This is a genomic window from Vibrio sp. S234-5, assembly GCF_000960595.1.
Lineage (GTDB): Bacteria > Pseudomonadota > Gammaproteobacteria > Enterobacterales > Vibrionaceae > Vibrio.
Genome location: NZ_JZAM01000384.1, coordinates 47,004 through 65,141 on the forward strand (window position 1 = coordinate 47,004; position 18,138 = coordinate 65,141).

General features: G+C 50.0%; 14 protein-coding genes. 9 read left to right on the plus strand and 5 right to left on the minus strand.

What is annotated here, in order from left to right; translation table 11 throughout:
- Window positions 1–70 precede the first annotated feature (70 nt).
- A complete protein-coding gene (gene glnA / locus UF06_RS21830; protein WP_045572348.1) occupies window positions 71–1,480 on the minus strand; it encodes a glutamate--ammonia ligase in 1,410 nt (469 codons plus the stop codon).
- 520 nt (window positions 1,481–2,000) lie between these two features.
- On the opposite strand from glnA, the gene typA reads away from it, so the two are divergent.
- The 4 genes from typA to UF06_RS21855 all read left to right on the plus strand — a co-directional run bounded on the left by typA (window position 2,001) and on the right by UF06_RS21855 (window position 6,360).
- Window positions 2,001–3,830 carry a translational GTPase TypA gene (gene typA, locus UF06_RS21840; protein WP_045572350.1) on the plus strand — a complete coding sequence of 610 codons (1,830 nt, stop codon included), beginning with the start codon at window positions 2,001–2,003 and terminating at the stop codon, window positions 3,828–3,830.
- Between the two features lie 221 nt (window positions 3,831–4,051).
- The gene (locus tag UF06_RS21845) at window positions 4,052–4,996 is read left to right on the plus strand and encodes a virulence factor BrkB family protein (RefSeq protein WP_045572351.1); all 945 of its coding nucleotides are present in this window, start codon (window positions 4,052–4,054) and stop codon (window positions 4,994–4,996) included.
- Window positions 4,968–5,402 (plus strand): D-aminoacyl-tRNA deacylase, encoded by a 435-nt coding sequence (dtd, locus tag UF06_RS21850; protein ID WP_045572352.1) that lies wholly within the window; start codon window positions 4,968–4,970, stop codon window positions 5,400–5,402. The genes UF06_RS21845 and dtd overlap by 29 nt, the downstream gene beginning before the upstream one ends.
- A 34-nt stretch (window positions 5,403–5,436) precedes the next feature.
- Window positions 5,437–6,360 (plus strand): bifunctional GNAT family N-acetyltransferase/hotdog fold thioesterase, encoded by a 924-nt coding sequence (locus UF06_RS21855; RefSeq protein WP_045572353.1) that lies wholly within the window; start codon window positions 5,437–5,439, stop codon window positions 6,358–6,360.
- On the opposite strand, the gene UF06_RS21860 is transcribed toward UF06_RS21855, so the two are convergent.
- From UF06_RS21860 to hslR, 4 genes are all read right to left on the minus strand, one after another.
- Window positions 6,340–8,259: an AsmA family protein gene (locus UF06_RS21860; protein ID WP_045572354.1), complete on the minus strand. Its 1,920-nt coding sequence runs from the start codon at window positions 8,257–8,259 to the stop codon at window positions 6,340–6,342. The two genes, UF06_RS21855 and UF06_RS21860, sit on opposite strands and share 21 nt — an antisense overlap.
- Before the next feature lie 126 nt (window positions 8,260–8,385).
- Entirely contained in the window at window positions 8,386–10,014 is a 1,629-nt protein-coding gene (pckA, locus tag UF06_RS21865; RefSeq protein ID WP_045572355.1) for a phosphoenolpyruvate carboxykinase (ATP), read from the minus strand.
- Window positions 10,015–10,345: 331 nt separating this feature from the next.
- A complete protein-coding gene (gene hslO / locus UF06_RS21870; RefSeq protein WP_045572356.1) occupies window positions 10,346–11,221 on the minus strand; it encodes an Hsp33 family molecular chaperone HslO in 876 nt (291 codons plus the stop codon).
- Window positions 11,222–11,253: 32 nt separating this feature from the next.
- Window positions 11,254–11,637, minus strand: coding sequence for a ribosome-associated heat shock protein Hsp15 (gene hslR / locus UF06_RS21875; protein WP_045572357.1), 384 nt, complete (start codon window positions 11,635–11,637; stop codon window positions 11,254–11,256).
- 308 nt (window positions 11,638–11,945) lie between these two features.
- Between hslR and gspC the strand changes: the two genes are divergently transcribed.
- The 5 genes from gspC to gspG are packed head-to-tail and all read left to right on the plus strand — an operon-like array spanning window position 11,946 to window position 18,137.
- A complete protein-coding gene (gene gspC, locus UF06_RS21880) occupies window positions 11,946–12,869 on the plus strand; it encodes a type II secretion system protein GspC (RefSeq protein WP_045572358.1) in 924 nt (307 codons plus the stop codon).
- Between the two features lie 37 nt (window positions 12,870–12,906).
- Window positions 12,907–14,925 carry a type II secretion system secretin GspD gene (gspD, locus tag UF06_RS21885; RefSeq protein WP_045572359.1) on the plus strand — a complete coding sequence of 673 codons (2,019 nt, stop codon included), beginning with the start codon at window positions 12,907–12,909 and terminating at the stop codon, window positions 14,923–14,925.
- A complete protein-coding gene (gspE, locus tag UF06_RS21890) occupies window positions 14,925–16,424 on the plus strand; it encodes a type II secretion system ATPase GspE (protein ID WP_045572360.1) in 1,500 nt (499 codons plus the stop codon). Before gspD ends, gspE begins: the two co-directional genes overlap by 1 nt.
- A complete protein-coding gene (gspF, locus tag UF06_RS21895; RefSeq protein WP_045572361.1) occupies window positions 16,424–17,641 on the plus strand; it encodes a type II secretion system inner membrane protein GspF in 1,218 nt (405 codons plus the stop codon). The genes gspE and gspF overlap by 1 nt, the downstream gene beginning before the upstream one ends.
- 52 nt (window positions 17,642–17,693) lie before the next feature.
- Window positions 17,694–18,137, plus strand: a complete 444-nt coding sequence (gene gspG, locus UF06_RS21900; RefSeq protein ID WP_039422645.1) for a type II secretion system major pseudopilin GspG — start codon at window positions 17,694–17,696, stop codon at window positions 18,135–18,137.
- Window position 18,138: the final 1 nt, after the last annotated feature.

Genomic DNA, 18,138 nt, shown 5'->3' on the forward strand with positions numbered 1-18,138 from the left:
ATGAAAAAGGCCCGCCTGCGAGGCGAGCCTGATAAAAAGTGCAATCCGAGTTACATTTGCACTGAGTGAATTACACTGAGTAGTACAGTTCAAATTCCAGTGGGTGAACAGCGGTGTTAACGCGCTCAACGTCTTTGGTTTTCAGTTCGATGTAAGAATCGATGAAATCATCAGAGAATACGCCGCCCGCGGTTAGGAACTCACGGTCACTGTCTAGGCACTCAAGAGCTTGCTTGAGTGATTCTGCAACCTTTGGAATCTCTGCGGCTTCTTCTGCAGGCAGATCGTAAAGGTCTTTGTCCATCGCTTCCCCTGGGTGGATCTTGTTCTTGATACCGTCAAGACCTGCCATCAGCATCGCGGCAAACGCTAGGTATGGGTTCGCTGCTGGATCTGGGAAACGTACTTCGATACGACGCGCTTTCGGGCTTGGTACCACAGGGATACGGATAGACGCAGAACGGTTACGCGCAGAGTAAGCCAGCATAACAGGCGCTTCGTAGTGAGGAACCAGACGCTTGTACGAGTTGGTTGATGGGTTGGTCAGCGCGTTCAGTGCACGAGCGTGCTTGATGATACCACCGATGTAGTACAGAGCCGTTTCTGAAAGGCCGCCGTACTTGTCACCCGCGAAGAGGTTAACGCCGTCTTTCGCCAGAGATTGGTGAACGTGCATGCCTGAGCCGTTGTCGCCAACCAGTGGTTTAGGCATAAAGGTCGCAGTTTTGCCGTAGGCGTGCGCTACGTTGTGAACCACGTACTTGTAGATTTGGATCTCGTCCGCTTTTGCTGTTAGCGTGTTGAAGCGAGTCGCGATCTCGTTTTGACCTGCCGTTGCCACTTCGTGGTGGTGCGCTTCAACCACTAGGCCCATCTCTTCCATTACTAGACACATAGCAGAACGCAGGTCTTGAGAAGAGTCTACAGGAGCGACTGGGAAGTAACCCCCTTTCACGCCAGGACGGTGACCTTTGTTACCGTTTTCGTAATCTGAACCTGTGTTCCATGCCGCTTCTACGTCGTCAATCTTGAAGAAAGAACCCGACATGTCTGTAGAGAATTTCACGTCGTCGAATAGGAAGAACTCTGGCTCTGGGCCGACAAGAACGGTGTCTGCGATGCCAGTAGAACGTAGGTAATCTTCCGCGCGTTTTGCGATAGAACGTGGGTCGCGGTCGTAGCCTTGCATGGTTGCAGGCTCAAGGATGTCACAACGGATGTTCAGAGTCGCTTCTTCAGTGAATGGGTCAAGTACCGCAGAAGACGCATCAGGCATCATCACCATGTCTGATTCGTTGATGCCTTTCCAGCCTGCGACAGAAGAACCATCAAACATCTTACCGTCTTCGAAGAAGTCAGCATCGATTTGGTGTGCAGGAATAGAAATGTGTTGCTCTTTACCTTTCGTATCGGTAAAACGCAGGTCAACAAACTTAACTTCGTTTTCTTGGATAAGCGATAGAACGTTTTCTACTGACATCTTGGATAACCTCCAGTGTTATTAAAGCGGTATTGGCCAGATTCGTTGTTGAATCTAGCATTGATTAATTTCTTTACATTGGTATTAATCGATGCTGATTCTTACAAAGCTAAAACTGTGCCAATTTTTTAAGTCCTTATATTTCATAGCTTTAGTGTTTCATCTCGCCATTTTGGTGTGTTCGATGCACCAAAATGATCTTTAAATGCACCATTTTGGTGCTAATGTGGCGAGTTTGCACCAGAATAAGCCAAAACCGTCTCTCATTCAGCCCGTCTTTGGGCATCTTGTCAATCGAGAAATGTGTTAATGTGCATACTCTTTTTCTAGCAAAAAAATGGCCGAAATACGCCTTGGCGACTAGTCTTTACTTGGCGAAAAATAATCACGAGCTGATCACATATTTCTGGGTTTTTTATCAAAATCTGGTACATTATGGCCGTTTTTTTAATCAAACAACCGCCGCTCGAAAAAACAACCATGTTTTTAGCGTCGTTTTTAAACAAGTGAATCAGAATCCATGACGACTCCACAGATTGATAAATTAAGAAATATCGCGATCATCGCGCACGTTGACCACGGTAAAACCACACTGGTTGACAAATTGCTGCAACAATCAGGCACTTTGCAATCTCGCGGTGACATTGAAGAGCGAGTCATGGACTCGAACGACATCGAGAAAGAGCGTGGCATCACCATCCTGGCGAAAAACACCGCCATCAACTGGAACGATTACCGCATCAACATCGTAGACACCCCAGGACACGCGGACTTCGGTGGTGAAGTTGAGCGTATTATGTCGATGGTTGACTGTGTACTGCTGATCGTTGACGCGGTGGACGGCCCAATGCCACAAACGCGTTTTGTAACGCAAAAAGCGTTTGCGCATGGCCTGAAGCCTATCGTGGTTATCAACAAAATTGACCGTCCTGGCGCACGTCCTGACTGGGTAATGGATCAAGTGTTTGATCTGTTCGATAACCTAGGTGCGACAGACGAACAGCTGGACTTTAAAGTGGTTTACGCGTCAGCGCTGAATGGCTGGGCGACACTGGAAGAAGGCGAAACAGGCGAGAACATGGAACCGTTGTTCCAAACGATCGTCGATGTGGTTGCTGCGCCAGAAGTGGACCTTGATGGCCCACTACAAATGCAAATTTCTCAGCTGGATTACAGCTCATACGTTGGTGTTATCGGCGTGGGTCGTATCAAGCGCGGTAAAGTGAAAGCAAACCAACAAGTAAGCATTGTCGGTGCGGATGGTAAAGTTCGTAACGGTAAAGTGGGTACGGTACTCGGTTACCTTGGCCTTGAGCGCCATGAAGTGGCACAAGCGACCGCAGGTGACATCATTGCGGTTACCGGTCTTGGCGAGCTGAAAATCTCTGACACCATCTGTGACGCAAACAAAGTGGAAGCGCTGCCAGCGCTGTCTGTTGACGAGCCAACCGTGACCATGACGTTCCAAGTGAACACCTCACCTTTTTCAGGTCTTGAAGGCAAATACGTGACGTCACGTAACATCCTTGAGCGTCTTGAGAAAGAGTTGGTGCACAACGTGGCACTGCGCGTTGAGCAAACGGAAGATCCAGACAAATTCCGCGTTTCTGGCCGTGGCGAACTGCATCTTTCTATTTTGATCGAAAACATGCGCCGTGAAGGCTTCGAGCTAGCGGTATCTCGTCCTGAAGTTATCCTGAAAGAAGAGAACGGCCAGTTGATGGAACCGTTTGAAACCGTGACCATCGATGTTCAAGAAGAGCATCAGGGCGGTATCATGGAAAAAATCGGTATGCGTAAAGGTGAGCTGAAAGACATGGCACCGGATGGTAAAGGCCGTGTGCGTCTTGACTTCATCATGCCTTCACGTGGTCTGATTGGTTTCCAAACCGAGTTCATGACACTGACTTCAGGTTCCGGCCTTCTGTACCATACTTTTGACCATTACGGTCCACACAAAGGTGGCAACATTGGTCAACGTGTCAATGGCGTATTGATTGCCAACGCAGCGGGTAAAGCACTGACCAACGCGCTGTTTAACCTGCAAGAGCGTGGCCGTCTATTTATCGGTCACGGCGTGGAAGTGTACGAAGGTATGGTGATCGGTATTCACAGCCGTGACAACGACCTAACCGTCAACGCGCTGAAAGGTAAGCAACTGACCAACGTACGTGCATCGGGCACCGATGACGCGCAGGTACTGACGACACCAATCATCATGACATTAGAGCAAGCGCTTGAGTTTATCGATGACGACGAGTTGGTTGAAGTGACACCGGAAAGCATCCGTATTCGTAAGAAATTCCTCACTGAAAGCGACCGTAAGCGTGCTTCACGTGAAGCGAAGTAATCGCGAATAATGTTATTGTAAGAAATGAAAACCCCGGGCAGTTTCTCCCGGGGTTTTTTATTGCCGTTTATTTTTTAGTTATTTTGATGGTGAGAGTGAGTTAATGATGATTGACCTTTCGATGAGTAGCGCGGACAGGATAAAAAATTGATAGCATAACTGCGAGAAAATAAGGCATGCTTATTTTCCATCAGTTTTTCATGAGCCGTATGGGTAGGACTATGAACCAGTTACCTGGGAGTGACAAGTTGAGATTGCAAACCCTCGCCGGAAATGGAATCGCGTTTGCGCGCTATTTAGTTGCCCGAATGCAACACGATCGGGTGAATGTGAACGCCGGTTATTTGGCCTATATTACCTTGCTCTCCATTGTGCCACTGATGACGGTGCTTCTATCAATATTGTCTAAATTTCCCGTGTTTGAAAATGTTGGTACTGTCTTGCAAGGCTTTATCATTACCCATTTTGTCCCCGCCGCTGGGGATGCGGTGCATAACGCGCTACAGGATTTTGTCGCCAATACCGGAAAAATGACCGCCGTCGGCGCGGCCTTCCTTTTTGTTGCGGCTTTGATGCTGATCTCCAACATCGATAAAAATCTCAACTACATTTGGCGGGTGCGGAAAAAGCGCCGTGCGGTGTTCTCGTTTTCCATGTATTGGATGGTGTTGACCTTGGGGCCGATTTTGGTCGGAACCAGCATTGCCGCGACCTCGTATGTGACTTCGCTGCGTCTGCTCGATAGCGAAGCAATTTCTGGCATGTACAATTTACTGCTGCGCTGGCTGCCGTTTATTCTCTCGTTTTGCGCCTTTGTCGGTTTGTATCTGTTGGTGCCGAACAAAAAAGTTCATTTTTCCCATGCGGTCATCGGGGCGATCATCGCCGCGATTTTGTTTGAGATGAGTAAGAAAGGCTTTGCTGCTTACATTACGCAATTTCCTTCTTACCAAGTGATATACGGTGCACTGGCGGCGATTCCTATTTTGTTTGTTTGGGTCTATTTGTGCTGGCTGATTGTGCTGATCGGCGCGGAAGTGACGGCGGCATTGGGCGAGAAGGAACAGTGGAGACTGAGCGCGGAAATGATACACTCTCAGGCAGAAAAAATGTTGGCCGCAGAAGAGGATAGCAGTAGTGATAGCGCTGATTCAGAGAGTAAGTGAAGCCACCGTTCGCGTCGATGGTGAAGTGGTTGGGCAGATAGAAAAAGGGCTGTTAGTCCTGCTCGGCGTTGAAAAAAACGATGACGAAGCCAAAGCTCGCCGATTGGTGGAGCGTGTCACCACTTACCGTGTGTTCGAAGACGACGACGGCAAAATGAATCTCAATGTGCAGCAAGTCGGGGGCAAAGTGCTGGTGGTGTCGCAGTTTACCTTGCCTGCCGACACCAAAAAAGGCACTCGTGCGGGCTTTTCTCGCGGCGCTCACCCCACAGAGGCTGAACGTTTGTATGACTATTTTTCAGACCAGTGCGAGCATGTGTTGCCGACAGAGCGAGGTCGCTTTGCGGCCGATATGAAAGTATCTTTAGTGAATGATGGTCCGGTAACCTTCTGGTTACAGGTGTAAAGGCAGGAGCCTATTTACTTGAAAAAGGATTTCTATGTTTAAGCTGATCACGCCGAAAACAGATAACCAACTCAACAAGTATTACCACTTTCGTTGGCAAATGTTACGCGAGCCGTGGCGTATGCCGATCGGTTCAGAGCGCGATGAATACGACGGTATGAGCCACCATCGCATGATTGTCGATGGTCGAGGGCGGCCGATTGCCATTGGTCGGCTGTATATATCGCCGGATAGCGAGGGTCAGATCCGCTATATGGCGGTGAAAGGAACTCGCCGTGGCAAAGGCATGGGCTCGCTGGTGTTGGTGGCGTTGGAGTCGCTCGCCCGTCAAGAGGGGGCGAAGCGTCTGGTGTGTAACGCCCGTGAAGACGCTATCTCCTTTTACGAGAGAAATGGGTTTGAACGTCGAGGTGAACTGACCGATGAGCGTGGCCCGGTGCGTCATCAGCAGATGGTAAAGCCCCTCGATCCGATGGCCAACGTATTGCGTAATCCGGAGTGGTGTACGGAATTGCAAGATCGCTGGGATAGACAAATTCCGATCAGCGATAAAATGGGCATCAAAATCAACCAGTATACGGGTTATCAGTTTGAGTGCAGCGCGCAGCTCAACCCCAATTTAAACCCGCATAATACCCTGTTCGCGGGATCGGCATTCACGCTGGCGACGTTAACAGGCTGGGGCATGGCGTGGTTGTTGTTGAAAGAGCGCGGTTTAACTGGGGACATTGTTCTGGCGGACAGTCGCATTCGCTACCGTCATCCGGTGGAGAAAAACCCGATTGCCAGCACCTCACTGGATGGCATTAGTGGCGATTTGGACCGACTCGCCTCTGGGCGCAAAGCGCGCATCGTGATCCATGTGACTATTTTTAGTGATGAGCTTGCGGCGGTGGAGTTCATGGGAACTTATATGCTGTTGCCCGATTACAAAAAGCTACTGAGTCAGCGTGGCTAACGGGGGTTGGCTTTCACTGCTTAATGCCGCGTCGCATTCGCTGCGGCGCTGGTGTTGATCCGAGAGAAGGTCACCACTCAACTGCTGACAACCAATCACGAACTGATAGCTGATACCCTGTGGAGCATCGGCTGCGAGGTCCGCTTGCCCGCTGATGTAGCCTGTGATCGACGGGCCGCTGACGTTGATCGGGCTGAGTGACAGCTTACCTCGCTGCATATTGAGCCTGAGCTCCGATAGCATTAATGGCGTAATGCTGTTGTCTTGGGCCTCGATATACGCTTCATGCAACTGCGCATACACCCCGCCCGACAAGGTATGGGAGAACATCGCCCAATCGCCCGCCAACCCCTCGGCTTGCAAATCGATACTGCTTATCGCGTTGATCTCCAACGGCAGCGGTAACTGCGATAACAGCAACCCAGCTGGGAAGCCATCGGCATTGAGGGTGAGTTGCCAAGGTTTGCTGATTTGTGTTAGGTCAAGCGAGGCTTGTCCCTCTACATAGCCTTGTTGCAGCGGGGCAAACAAACGATCCATTTGCCACTTGCCTTGAGTGCTGTGCATTTCAATGATCGGGTGTGAGCTGAGTGCACTCTGGTAGCTTGCATTGGCAGCGCTGGCGCTCAGCGCGCCTTGCCAAAGGCCAAGTTGCCTATCTTGCTTAATCAGCAAATTCTGGCCTTCGATATTAAGTCCAGTCAGTTGCCAATAGGGCTCACGGATCAGTTGGATAAATTGGCTGCGCTCGATATTCAGCGTTTCAACGGAAACCTCTTTCGCCTTTCTAAGCAACTGTTTCAGCCACTCTCCTTCACCGGGCTGCTCAGCGGCCCACTTCACGTTATTGACGTTCACGTGTTTCAGTGCCAGCGCGTCCGGAGTGATGCGGCCAGAAAAGCTCACGTTCCCTTGCTGCCAGAGAAAAGCGGCTTCTTCGATATCAATTTGCGCAGGATGGAGACGCAGGCTGAGCCTAGGTTCAATCCACACGTTGTGCTGGTCTTGCACGCTTTCCGCAGAGAGAGAAAAAAGGCCATCGCTTTGCTGCCACCACGCAAACGGTAAGGTGAGATTTTCACAGGAGAGCTCAACATTGACCAGTTGATAGCCTTGGTAACCAATGCTGCTACGCATCACATCGAGGCTGTTGATATGGCTAATGTTGCCCAGCGTTGTCCAAGGTTTGGCCATAATCGACTGCACTTGCTGATCTGAGAGTGTGAGACCATCAACGGTGACATTGACCAGTGACCAGCCTTGCGCGTACTGTTCTGCCTGACCGGATATATGCCCACCACGCCAGAGGAAGGAGAGGCCAAATACCGTGCTCTCTTGCGGGCGATAGTCCATATCGAGCAATGTTTTGTTGAACGCCTCGCCTTGCCAATAGATTTGATCGGCGGAAAGTTGAATCTCGGCATACGGCAGCCATTGTTCTGTCGTCTCCCAGTATGGCTGCTTGAGCTGAACGTTAAGACCGCGCGCGCTGAACTCTTTGTCGGCGTAGTCAAAGTGAGACAAGGCGATTTGCTGGACATGAACCGTATCGCGCAGCCAAGTTTGCGGATTGCTGCTTAGCCCTTGTTGGAGGCTGAGGCCGTCGATCAGCACACTGTCTAACTGCCACTGTCCATCACGGTAAAGTGACGGGTTGAACCAGAGATCGAGTTGTTCGACATAGCTAACATCAGGGTGGTCAAAGGTCAGATTCTTAAACGAAAAATGGTAGGGAAACTGGTAGCGGACTTCTGAAGCGCTGACTCCAGAGTGTAGCCATTGATTGAGTTGATTGAATACCTGACTCGCGTAGCGTGTTTGCAGCGAAAACAAAAGCGCGAGTGGAATAATCGCGACGACCAAAAGCAAGACAGTGATGGTTATGATTATTTTCTTCATCCTAATTGAACAAACTCTCGCTGCTTCCTTGCATGTGTTGCATAAGCTTGTCTTAAATCGGCGCGTGATTCAACTAAAAAGCCCCTCGAATGAGGGGCTTGAGCATGCTTTTTGTTATCCGATCACTTAGTCAAGCTGAGGACCAGCTGAAACGAGGGATTGACCTTCGGCGTTGTCGGTGTATTTAGCAAAGTTATTGATAAAGCGCTGTGCCAGATCTTTGGCTTTGCTTTCCCACTGCAGTGGGTCGACATAGGTATCGCGTGGGTCAAGGATGGTTGGATCGACGCCAGGAAGCGATGTTGGTACTTCAAGATTGAAGATGGGCACGTGCTTGGTTGGCGCTTCTTCAATCGAGCCGTCAAGGATGGCATCAATAATGCCGCGCGTATCTTGAATGGAGATACGTTTGCCACTGCCATTCCAGCCGGTGTTCACTAGGTACGCTTCTGCACCCGCTTCTTCCATGCGTTTGACCAGGACTTCTGCATACTTGGTTGGGTGTAGCGTTAGGAACGCAGCGCCAAAACAGGCAGAGAAGGTTGGCGTTGGCTCGGTAATGCCACGCTCAGTGCCCGCCAGTTTGGCGGTGAAACCAGAGAGGAAGTGGTACTTGGTTTGCTCTGGTGTCAGTTTAGACACGGGAGGCAATACTCCAAAGGCATCAGCAGACAGGAAGATCACTTTGTTAGCATGGCCACCTTTAGAAACGGGTTTGACGATGTTATCAATGTGGTAAATCGGGTAAGAAACGCGCGTATTCTCGGTTTTCGAGCCGTCGTCAAAATCGATTGAACCGTCGTTACGTACTGTGACGTTTTCTAGCAGCGCATCGCGACGGATGGCGTTGTAGATGTCTGGCTCTGCTTCTTTCGACAGTTTGATGGTTTTCGCGTAGCAGCCACCTTCGAAGTTAAATACGCCGTCATCATCCCAGCCGTGTTCGTCGTCGCCGATCAACGCACGTTTTGGATCGGTGGATAGGGTCGTTTTACCTGTACCAGATAGGCCGAAGAAGATCGCGACATCGCCATCTTTGCCCATGTTGGCACTACAGTGCATGGATGCGACACCTTTCAACGGCAGGAAGTAGTTCATCATGGCGAACATGCCTTTCTTCATTTCGCCGCCGTACCAAGTACCGCCAATCAGTTGGGTGCGCTCGGTTAGGTTAAACACAGTAAAGTTTTCCGAGTTCAGACCATGCTCTTGCCACTTCTGGTTGGTGCATTTCGCGGCGTTCATCACCACGAAGTCCGGCTCAAAGGTCGCCAACTCTTCTTCGGAAGGGCGGATAAACATGTTCTTCACAAAATGCGCCTGCCAAGCGACTTCGGTGATCACGCGAATGCTTAAGCGCGTGTCAGGGTTAGCACCACAGTAACCATCAATCACGAACACACGCTTGCCAGACAGCTGGTTGGTCACCAGTTCTTTAATGTCGTTCCACACTTCCTGAGTGATTGGTTTGTTGTCGTTCGGAACTGCACTGGATGTCCACCACATGTTTTCTTCCGTCGTTGCGTCTTTCACGATGTATTTATCTTTTGGTGAGCGGCCAGTGAAAACGCCAGTATCGACAGCGACCGCGCCAAGCTCGGTGACTACGCCTTTTTCGTAGCCTTCGAGATCCGGACGTGTCTCTTCTGCAAACAGCACTTCGTAACTTGGGTTACGTAGAACCTCTTTTACGTTGCGCAGTCCATGTTTGGTTAAATCAATTGTTGCAGCCTTAGTATGTTCCATAACGGTCATAGGTGCTCCTTATAGGATTTTGTAGGGATTTTGTAAGAATCTTTTAATTTTTCTGCTCACCATGCTAACAACGGGTGGGGGAGAAAACAGGGATATAGTTCAAAAATTATCCTTAATTTTCCTGCGGTTTTAGGTGTCCCGTCACATATTGGCCGAGATAGTTTATCGTGCACGCAAACCATTGCGCCAGCGTTAAAGGATTATTAATTAACAAAAAATAAGGGGTTGTTAAATTACGGGAAAGTATTGATTTACTAGGCTTTGATCACAAAAAGGCCAGCTTGCGCTGGCCTTTTGACGGGTAAATTACGTGCTTGATAATCCAAGGAAATTAATGCAGCGTTTTACGCTCAGAAGTGGCGTTGGTGTAGAGCTCAGCCACTTGCGGCTCGTCAAACGAGTAAGTCGTGCCGCAGTAATCACAATGTAAAGAAACGGATCCTTCGGTGGCCAAAATGTCATAAATTTCGGTTTTATCGATGGTGACAATCGCGGCACCGCTGCGCTCACGAGAACAGCCGCAATGGAACTCAACAGGCTGAGGTTCAAACAGGCGGACTTGTTCTTGGTTGTACAAGCGATACAGCAGCTCGTTGGCTTCTAACGTGAATAACTCTTCATTCTTCACTGTGTTTGTTAACTGTTCTAGGTGCTCAAAGTCATCGGCAGAGCCGGTGCCATCTGGCACGACTTGAATCAGCATACCTGCGGCGTGTGCTTGACCTTGATGCTCGCCAGTGCGGATCCACAAGCGGGTTTTAAGTTGCTCTGAGTTGGCAAAATAGCCTTCGATCACTTGAGTGAGGTTGTCGCCGTCGAGACCAACCACACCTTGATAGCGTTCGCCTTTTTTCGGCTCAATGGTGATGACAAGGTAGCCTTTCCCCATCATATCGTGCAGGCTGGCGTCGTCGGCAATCTCACCTTCCCAGCGAGCGACACCACGAACTTTTTGTTCGTTGTCGCCATTGATGACCGCCAAAGAAACCGGACCATCGCCTTGCAATTGAATGGTGATAGAACCTTCAAACTTGAGTGTGGCGGTGAGCAGAGTGGTTGACACCAACAGCTCGCCTAACAGTTTTTGCAGGGCTGCCGGATATTCCTTGCTCGAAATAATACGCTGGTACGCTTCATCCAATTGTACCAACTCGCCACGCACTGAAAGGTCTTCAAATAAGTAGCGGTTCAAAACATTGCTTGCCATTTAGGGATTCCTCGTCGGTTTTTCCGGCGTTGTTACTGCAGTTTAAATTTGATGATGTCACGACGCTGCTTCTTGTCTGGGCGTCGTTCAGGGCTTGGGTTAGCGTTGAGTTTACGCTGCTGTGCCAGTGTTTCGCGCTTCGTCACACTTTCGTCGGTTTCGCGATACAGGTTTTGTGCTTCTGGCGCGCCACGTCGCTGATCTGAGATCTGCTCAATCACCACCACTTTCTCGTCATTTCCTTGGCGTAACTTAATTGTTGCGCCAATTTCAACTATTTTGCTTGGTTTTGTGCGCTGACCATTATAGTGGACTTTACCTCCATCGACCATGTTGCGGGCAATGGAACGGGTCTTATAAAATCGTGCAGCCCATAGCCATTTATCTAAGCGAACGGCGTCAAGTTGGGAACTCATAGGAAGTCTTACTCTCTAATCAGTGCTGTGAATGATTGCTGCTTATTGCCCCTTACAATGGTGACATGCAGCGAAAATTTCAAGGGAGTTGGCAAAAACGGAATTTGAAAAGCGTGTCACTATTATGCTGTGATATAGTTCTCCGCTCTTTGTTGACTAGACAATTCCATTACAGTCAAAAACATAGCAGTGAACCTGCTTTTTTTGAGTTAGGTGCTAATGTCAATAGAGAGCGCAGTGAGATCATAGAAGAAAACTGCCTATAACAAGAGCGATCATTGAATCGTAACAAACAAGGAATCAACTCAGTGAAACCATCAGAGCTAAGTGCTGGATTGAGAAGCAGCCCGCTACTGGCTCGCGTCATTGCGAATAACGGCGAGATTCAGCGCCATGTAAGCAAGATCTTAGCTGGCATTTTGATTGCGATGACAGGCTGGACTTTAGGCCAGGTTGTCTGGCTCACGCAGCCACAGAAAAATGAGATTGTCGCTTGGCAAGCCCCTGTGATAGCCGGAGGGCAAAGCAACAATAAACAGGGCCTCTCTCTTGCAGGGCTTCAGGCGATGAATTTGTTTGGTGCTTACAACGAAAACAAAGCCAAACCAGTCGTAAAAGCACCTGTGGTGCAAGATGCACCGAAAACTCGACTCAATTTGGTGTTGGTCGGTGCGGTCGCGAGTAGCAATCCGAGTGCCAGTTTGGCGGTCATCGCCAACCGAGGCCAGCAAGCGACGTACGGTTTGGGTGAAGAAATTGAAGGGACTCGTGCCAAGTTAAAAGCCGTGTTGGTGGATCGGGTGATCATCGATAACGAAGGGCGTGATGAAACCGTGATGCTCGAAGGGCTAGAGTACAAGAAACTCGGTGATAGCACTTCGCCTGCTCCGTCGACCATTGCGAAGAATAACCCGCCCGATACCGACGACCAGTTAGCGCAGATTCGTGAAGAGATCACCGCGGATCCGCAGAAGATTTTCCAATATGTTCGTTTATCCCAAGTGAAGAAAGACGAACAAGTGATCGGTTATCGCGTTAGCCCGGGTAAAAATCCGCAGCTTTTCCAGTCGGTAGGTCTACAAGATGGCGATATTGCCGTGCAGCTGAATGGCAACGATCTGACCGATCCGGCGGCGATGGGCAAAATTTTCGATTCAATTTCAGAGCTGACAGAGCTCAACCTGACGGTTGAGCGTGATGGTCAGCAACATGACATTTACATCCAATTTTAATACTTAGGCGCTAGAGCGTAAGTGGTGGGAGATATACGTGAAACATTGGTTTAGCAAAAGCGCATGGTTGCTGGCAGGGACGCTAGCCTGTACGTCCGGGGCGTGGGCAAGCGAATTCAGTGCGAGCTTTAAAGGCACGGACATTCAGGAATTCATTACGATCGTCGGACGCAATCTGGAGAAAACCATCATTGTTGATCCGTCAGTGCGCGGCAAAATTGATGTCCGCAGCTATGATGTACTGAATGAAGAGCAATACTACAGCTTCTTTCTCAATGTGTTGGAAGTGTACGGTTATGCTGTGGTGGAAATGGAAAACGGCGTACTGAAAGTCGTTAAATCGAAAGACTCAAAAACGTCTGCTATTCCGGTGGTGGGTGACGATACCGTGAAAGGCGACAACGTCATCACTCGCGTCGTTGCGGTGCGCAATGTATCGGTACGTGAACTCTCTCCATTGCTGCGCCAATTGATCGACAACGCCGGCGCGGGTAACGTGGTGCACTACGACCCAGCCAATATCATTTTGATCACTGGCCGTGCGGCGGTGGTGAATCGCCTTGCGGAAATCATCAAACGTGTCGACCAGGCTGGTGATACCGAAGTGGAAGTGATTGAACTGAAAAACGCGTCTGCCTCGGAAATGGTGCGCATAGTCGATGCACTGAACAAATCTCAAGACGCCAAAAATACCCCAGCCAATTTACTGCCTAAATTAGTGGCAGATGAACGCACCAACGCCATCTTGATCTCTGGCGACCCGAAAGTGCGTGAGCGCCTGAAAAACCTGATTGAGAAGTTGGATGTCGAGATGGCAACCAAAGGTAACAACCGCGTGGTGTATCTCAAATACGCCAAAGCAGAAGACTTGGTCGATGTGCTCAAAGGCGTGTCCGATAATCTGCAAGCGGAGAAGAGCTCAGGTCAGAAAACGGCGGGTTCGCAACGTAACGATGTGGTGATTGCGGCTCACCAAGGCACCAACTCGCTGGTGCTGACTGCGCCGCCCGATATCATGATTGCGCTGCAAGAAGTGATTTCTCAATTGGATATTCGTCGTGCGCAAGTGTTGATCGAAGCCTTAATTGTTGAAATGGCTGAAGGCGATGGCATCAACCTTGGCGTACAGTGGGGCTCACTGGAAAGTGGCGCCGTAATTCAGTATGGCAACAGTGGTGCGCAAATTGGCAAGGTGATGATTGGCCTTGAAGAAGCCAAAGAGCAAACAAGAACGGAATACTATAACGACTCCAACGGCAATCGTGTTCCTTATGAAGTGAAAGAGTCCGGTGATTACTCCACCCTAGCCTCTGCCTTATCAGGCGTAAATGGTGCTGCGATGAGCTTGGTGATGGGTGACTGGACTGCCTTAATCAGCGCCGTGGCCAGTAACTCCAACTCAAACATTCTTTCGTCGCCTAGCATTACCGTGATGGACAACGGCGAAGCGTCGTTTATCGTTGGTGAAGAAGTGCCGGTCTTAACCGGTTCATCGGCCAGCTCGAACAACGACAATCCATTCCAGACGGTAGAGCGTAAAGAGGTCGGTATTAAGCTGAAAGTGGTGCCGCAAATCAACGAAGGTGACTCGGTACAACTGAATATTGAGCAGGAAGTGTCGAACGTGCTTGGTGCGAATGGTGCGGTCGACGTGCGCTTTGCCAAACGTCAGCTAAATACCTCCGTCATTGTTCAAGACGGGCAGATGTTGGTGCTCGGCGGTTTGATTGACGAGCGCGCGTTGGAAAGCGAATCGAAAGTGCCGTTGCTCGGCGACATTCCGATTTTGGGGCACTTGTTTAAATCGACCAGTACTCAGGTTGAGAAAAAGAACCTGATGGTGTTTATCAAGCCGACCATTATTCGCGATGGTATGACCGCCGATGGCATCACCCAGCGTAAATACAACTACATTCGTGCTGAGCAGCTATACAAAGCCGATCAAGGTTTGAAGCTCATGGGCGATGGCAACATCCCAGTTCTGCCAAAATATGGTGAAGATAAGCGCCATCCTGTGGAAATTCAGGCCTTTATCGAACAAATGGAAAGCAACTGATGGTAGACATGCTGGACACGGCAGCGGTGTTTCGCCGCTTGCCTTTTAGCTTCGCTAACCGTTTTAAGGTGGTCCTTGAGGTGGTTCATCCAGAGCGTCCGATGATGCTCTACTATGTTGAACCGCTCAATGCCTCAGCGCTGATTGAAGTGCGTCGAGTGTTGAAGCAGACGTTTATTCCGCAGGCGCTAAGCGCGGAAGAATTTGAGAAAAAACTCACCCTAGCCTATCAGCGCGACTCGTCGGAAGCGCGACAACTGATGGAAGACATCGGCTCAGATGACGATTTCTTCTCGCTGGCGGAAGAGTTACCGCAAGGGGAAGATCTCCTTGAGTCGGAGGACGATGCGCCAATCATCAAATTGATCAACGCCATGCTCGGTGAAGCGATTAAAGAGGGTGCGTCAGATATTCATATCGAAACGTTTGAAAAATCGCTCTCGATTCGTTTCCGTGTCGATGGGGTATTACGTGACGTGCTTGCTCCTAACCGTAAACTTGCGCCGCTGCTGGTGTCGCGGGTCAAAGTAATGGCGAAGCTGGACATTGCGGAAAAACGCGTACCGCAAGATGGCCGAATCTCTTTGCGTATTGGTGGCCGCGCGGTGGACGTGCGGGTTTCGACGATGCCTTCATCGCACGGTGAGCGTGTGGTAATGCGTCTGCTGGACAAAAACGCCACCCGCTTGGATTTGCACAGCCTTGGTATGACGCCAGCCAACCACGATAACTTCCGTCACCTGATCGCTCGTCCGCACGGGATTATTCTGGTCACGGGACCAACGGGGTCGGGTAAATCGACCACCTTGTACGCAGGGTTGCAGGAGCTTAACAGTAACGAGCGCAATATCCTCACCGTCGAAGATCCGATCGAGTTTGATATCGACGGTATCGGCCAGACACAGGTTAACCCGAAAGTTGACATGACTTTTGCTCGCGGCTTGCGCGCGATTTTGCGTCAAGACCCAGATGTGGTGATGGTCGGGGAAATTCGTGACTTGGAAACCGCGCAAATTGCGGTGCAAGCGTCGTTAACCGGCCACTTAGTGATGTCGACATTGCACACCAACACGGCGGTTGGCGCGATTACCCGTCTGCGTGATATGGGGATTGAGCCTTTCCTTATCTCATCCTCTTTGCTTGGGGTTCTGGCACAGCGCTTGGTACGAACTTTATGCCATAGCTGCAAAGAACCTTACGAAGCGGATAAAGAGCAGCGCAAACTGTTTGATAGCAAGAAGAAAGATCCCCTTATCCTCTATCGTCCGAAAGGGTGTGAGAAGTGTAATCACAAAGGTTACCGAGGCCGAACGGGTATCCACGAGTTGCTGATGGTGGATGAAAAAGTGCAGGAACTGATTCACAGCGAAGCGGGCGAGCAGGCGATTGACAAACTGATCCGAGAGCATACGCCAAGCATTCGCAGTGATGGTTTGAGCAAAGTATTGCAAGGTGTCACTTCACTCGAAGAGGTGATGCGTGTCACTAAGGAATCCTGATGGCTGCGTTTGAGTACAAAGCGCTCGATGCCAAAGGGCGACAGAAAAAAGGCAACATCGAAGGCGACAACGCTCGTCAGGTCAGACAGCGCCTCAAAGAGCAAGGCATGGTGCCGATTGAAGTGATTGAGACCAAAGCGAAGCAGGCGAAAAGCAACGCTTCCGGTGGGTTCAAACGCGGGATCAGTACCCCCGATCTCTCTTTGATTACACGCCAGATCTCGACCTTAGTTCAATCTGGTATGCCTTTGGAAGAGTGTTTACGCGCGGTATCGGAACAAGCGGAAAAGCCACGCATCAAAAGCATGCTGGCTGCAGTGCGCTCCAAGGTGACTGAAGGTTATACCTTGGCCGACAGTTTGGCCGATTATCCGCACATCTTTGACGAGCTGTACCGTTCTATGGTGTCGGCGGGGGAGAAATCCGGCCACCTTGATGCCGTCTTAGAACGGCTTGCTGATTACTGTGAAAATCGGCAGAAAATGCGCTCCAAGCTGATGCAGGCGATGATCTACCCTGTGGTGTTGGTGGTGTTTGCGGTCTCGATTGTGGCGTTTTTGCTGGCGACCGTGGTACCAAAAATCGTTGAGCCGATCATTCAAATGGGGCAAGAGCTGCCGCAGTCAACGCAGTTTCTTCTCGCCTCGAGTGAATTTATTCAGCAATGGGGCTTGATACTGTTTGTCAGCGTGGTAGCGGCGATTTATCTGCTAAAAACCGCCCTGAAAAAGCCAAACTTTCGAATGGTGTGGGATAGACGCATTTTGAGCCTGCCACTGCTGGGAAAAATTTCTAAGGGTTTGAATACGGCGCGTTTTGCGCGAACGCTATCGATTTGTACCTCCAGCGCCATTCCGATTTTGGAAGGAATGCGCGTTGCGGTGGATGTGATGTCGAACCAATTTGTCAAACAGCAGGTCTTACTAGCAGCGGACAGTGTGCGTGAAGGGGCCAGCTTGCGCAAAGCCCTGGATCAGACGCGTCTCTTTCCACCGATGATGCTGCATATGATCGCCAGTGGTGAGCAGAGTGGTGAGCTGGAGAGCATGTTGACGCGCGCGGCGGATAACCAAGACCAAAACTTTGAATCGACGGTCAATATTGCTTTGGGGATCTTTACCCCGGCGTTGATCGCCTTGATGGCAGGGTTGGTGCTGTTTATCGTCATGGCAACGCTGATGCCGATGTTAGAAATGAATAACTTAATGAGTGGCTAATGTTATCGATCGGATGGGGCAACTATCCGAACGATTAATTGTGGAGAAAATAATGCAAAGCAAACGTAAAAAGCAGGCGGGTTTTACCCTGTTAGAAGTCATGGTTGTGGTGGTGATTCTGGGCATTTTGGCCAGTTTTGTTGTCCCTAACTTGCTGGGGAACAAAGAGAAAGCGGACCAACAAAAAGCGATCACCGATATCGTCGCGTTGGAAAACGCGCTCGATATGTACAAGCTCGACAACAGTGTTTACCCAACCACAGATCAAGGTTTGGAAGCGCTGGTGAGCAAGCCAAGCAGCCCTGAGCCGCGTAACTACCGCGATGGCGGTTACATCAAACGTCTGCCAAAAGATCCGTGGGGCAACGATTACCAATACCTTAGCCCAGGTGACAAAGGCACAGTTGACATCTTTACCTTAGGTGCGGATGGTCAAGAGGGCGGTGAAGGTGCGGCTGCGGACATTGGCAACTGGAATATGCAAGACTTCCGTTAAT

What these genes read in the sequence shown, in the direction of transcription:
- glnA (WP_045572348.1), bottom strand. Translation starts at nt 1,480, where the DNA reads ATGTCAGTAGAAAACGTTCTATCGCTTATCCAAGAAAACGAAGTTAAG.
- typA (WP_045572350.1), top strand. Translation starts at nt 2,001, where the DNA reads ATGACGACTCCACAGATTGATAAATTAAGAAATATCGCGATCATCGCG.
- UF06_RS21845 (WP_045572351.1), top strand. Translation starts at nt 4,052, where the DNA reads ATGAACCAGTTACCTGGGAGTGACAAGTTGAGATTGCAAACCCTCGCC.
- UF06_RS21855 (WP_045572353.1), top strand. Translation starts at nt 5,437, where the DNA reads ATGTTTAAGCTGATCACGCCGAAAACAGATAACCAACTCAACAAGTAT.
- UF06_RS21860 (WP_045572354.1), bottom strand. Translation starts at nt 8,259, where the DNA reads ATGAAGAAAATAATCATAACCATCACTGTCTTGCTTTTGGTCGTCGCG.
- pckA (WP_045572355.1), bottom strand. Translation starts at nt 10,014, where the DNA reads ATGACCGTTATGGAACATACTAAGGCTGCAACAATTGATTTAACCAAA.
- hslO (WP_045572356.1), bottom strand. Translation starts at nt 11,221, where the DNA reads ATGGCAAGCAATGTTTTGAACCGCTACTTATTTGAAGACCTTTCAGTG.
- hslR (WP_045572357.1), bottom strand. Translation starts at nt 11,637, where the DNA reads ATGAGTTCCCAACTTGACGCCGTTCGCTTAGATAAATGGCTATGGGCT.
- gspE (WP_045572360.1), top strand. Translation starts at nt 14,925, where the DNA reads ATGGTAGACATGCTGGACACGGCAGCGGTGTTTCGCCGCTTGCCTTTT.
- gspF (WP_045572361.1), top strand. Translation starts at nt 16,424, where the DNA reads ATGGCTGCGTTTGAGTACAAAGCGCTCGATGCCAAAGGGCGACAGAAA.
- gspG (WP_039422645.1), top strand. Translation starts at nt 17,694, where the DNA reads ATGCAAAGCAAACGTAAAAAGCAGGCGGGTTTTACCCTGTTAGAAGTC.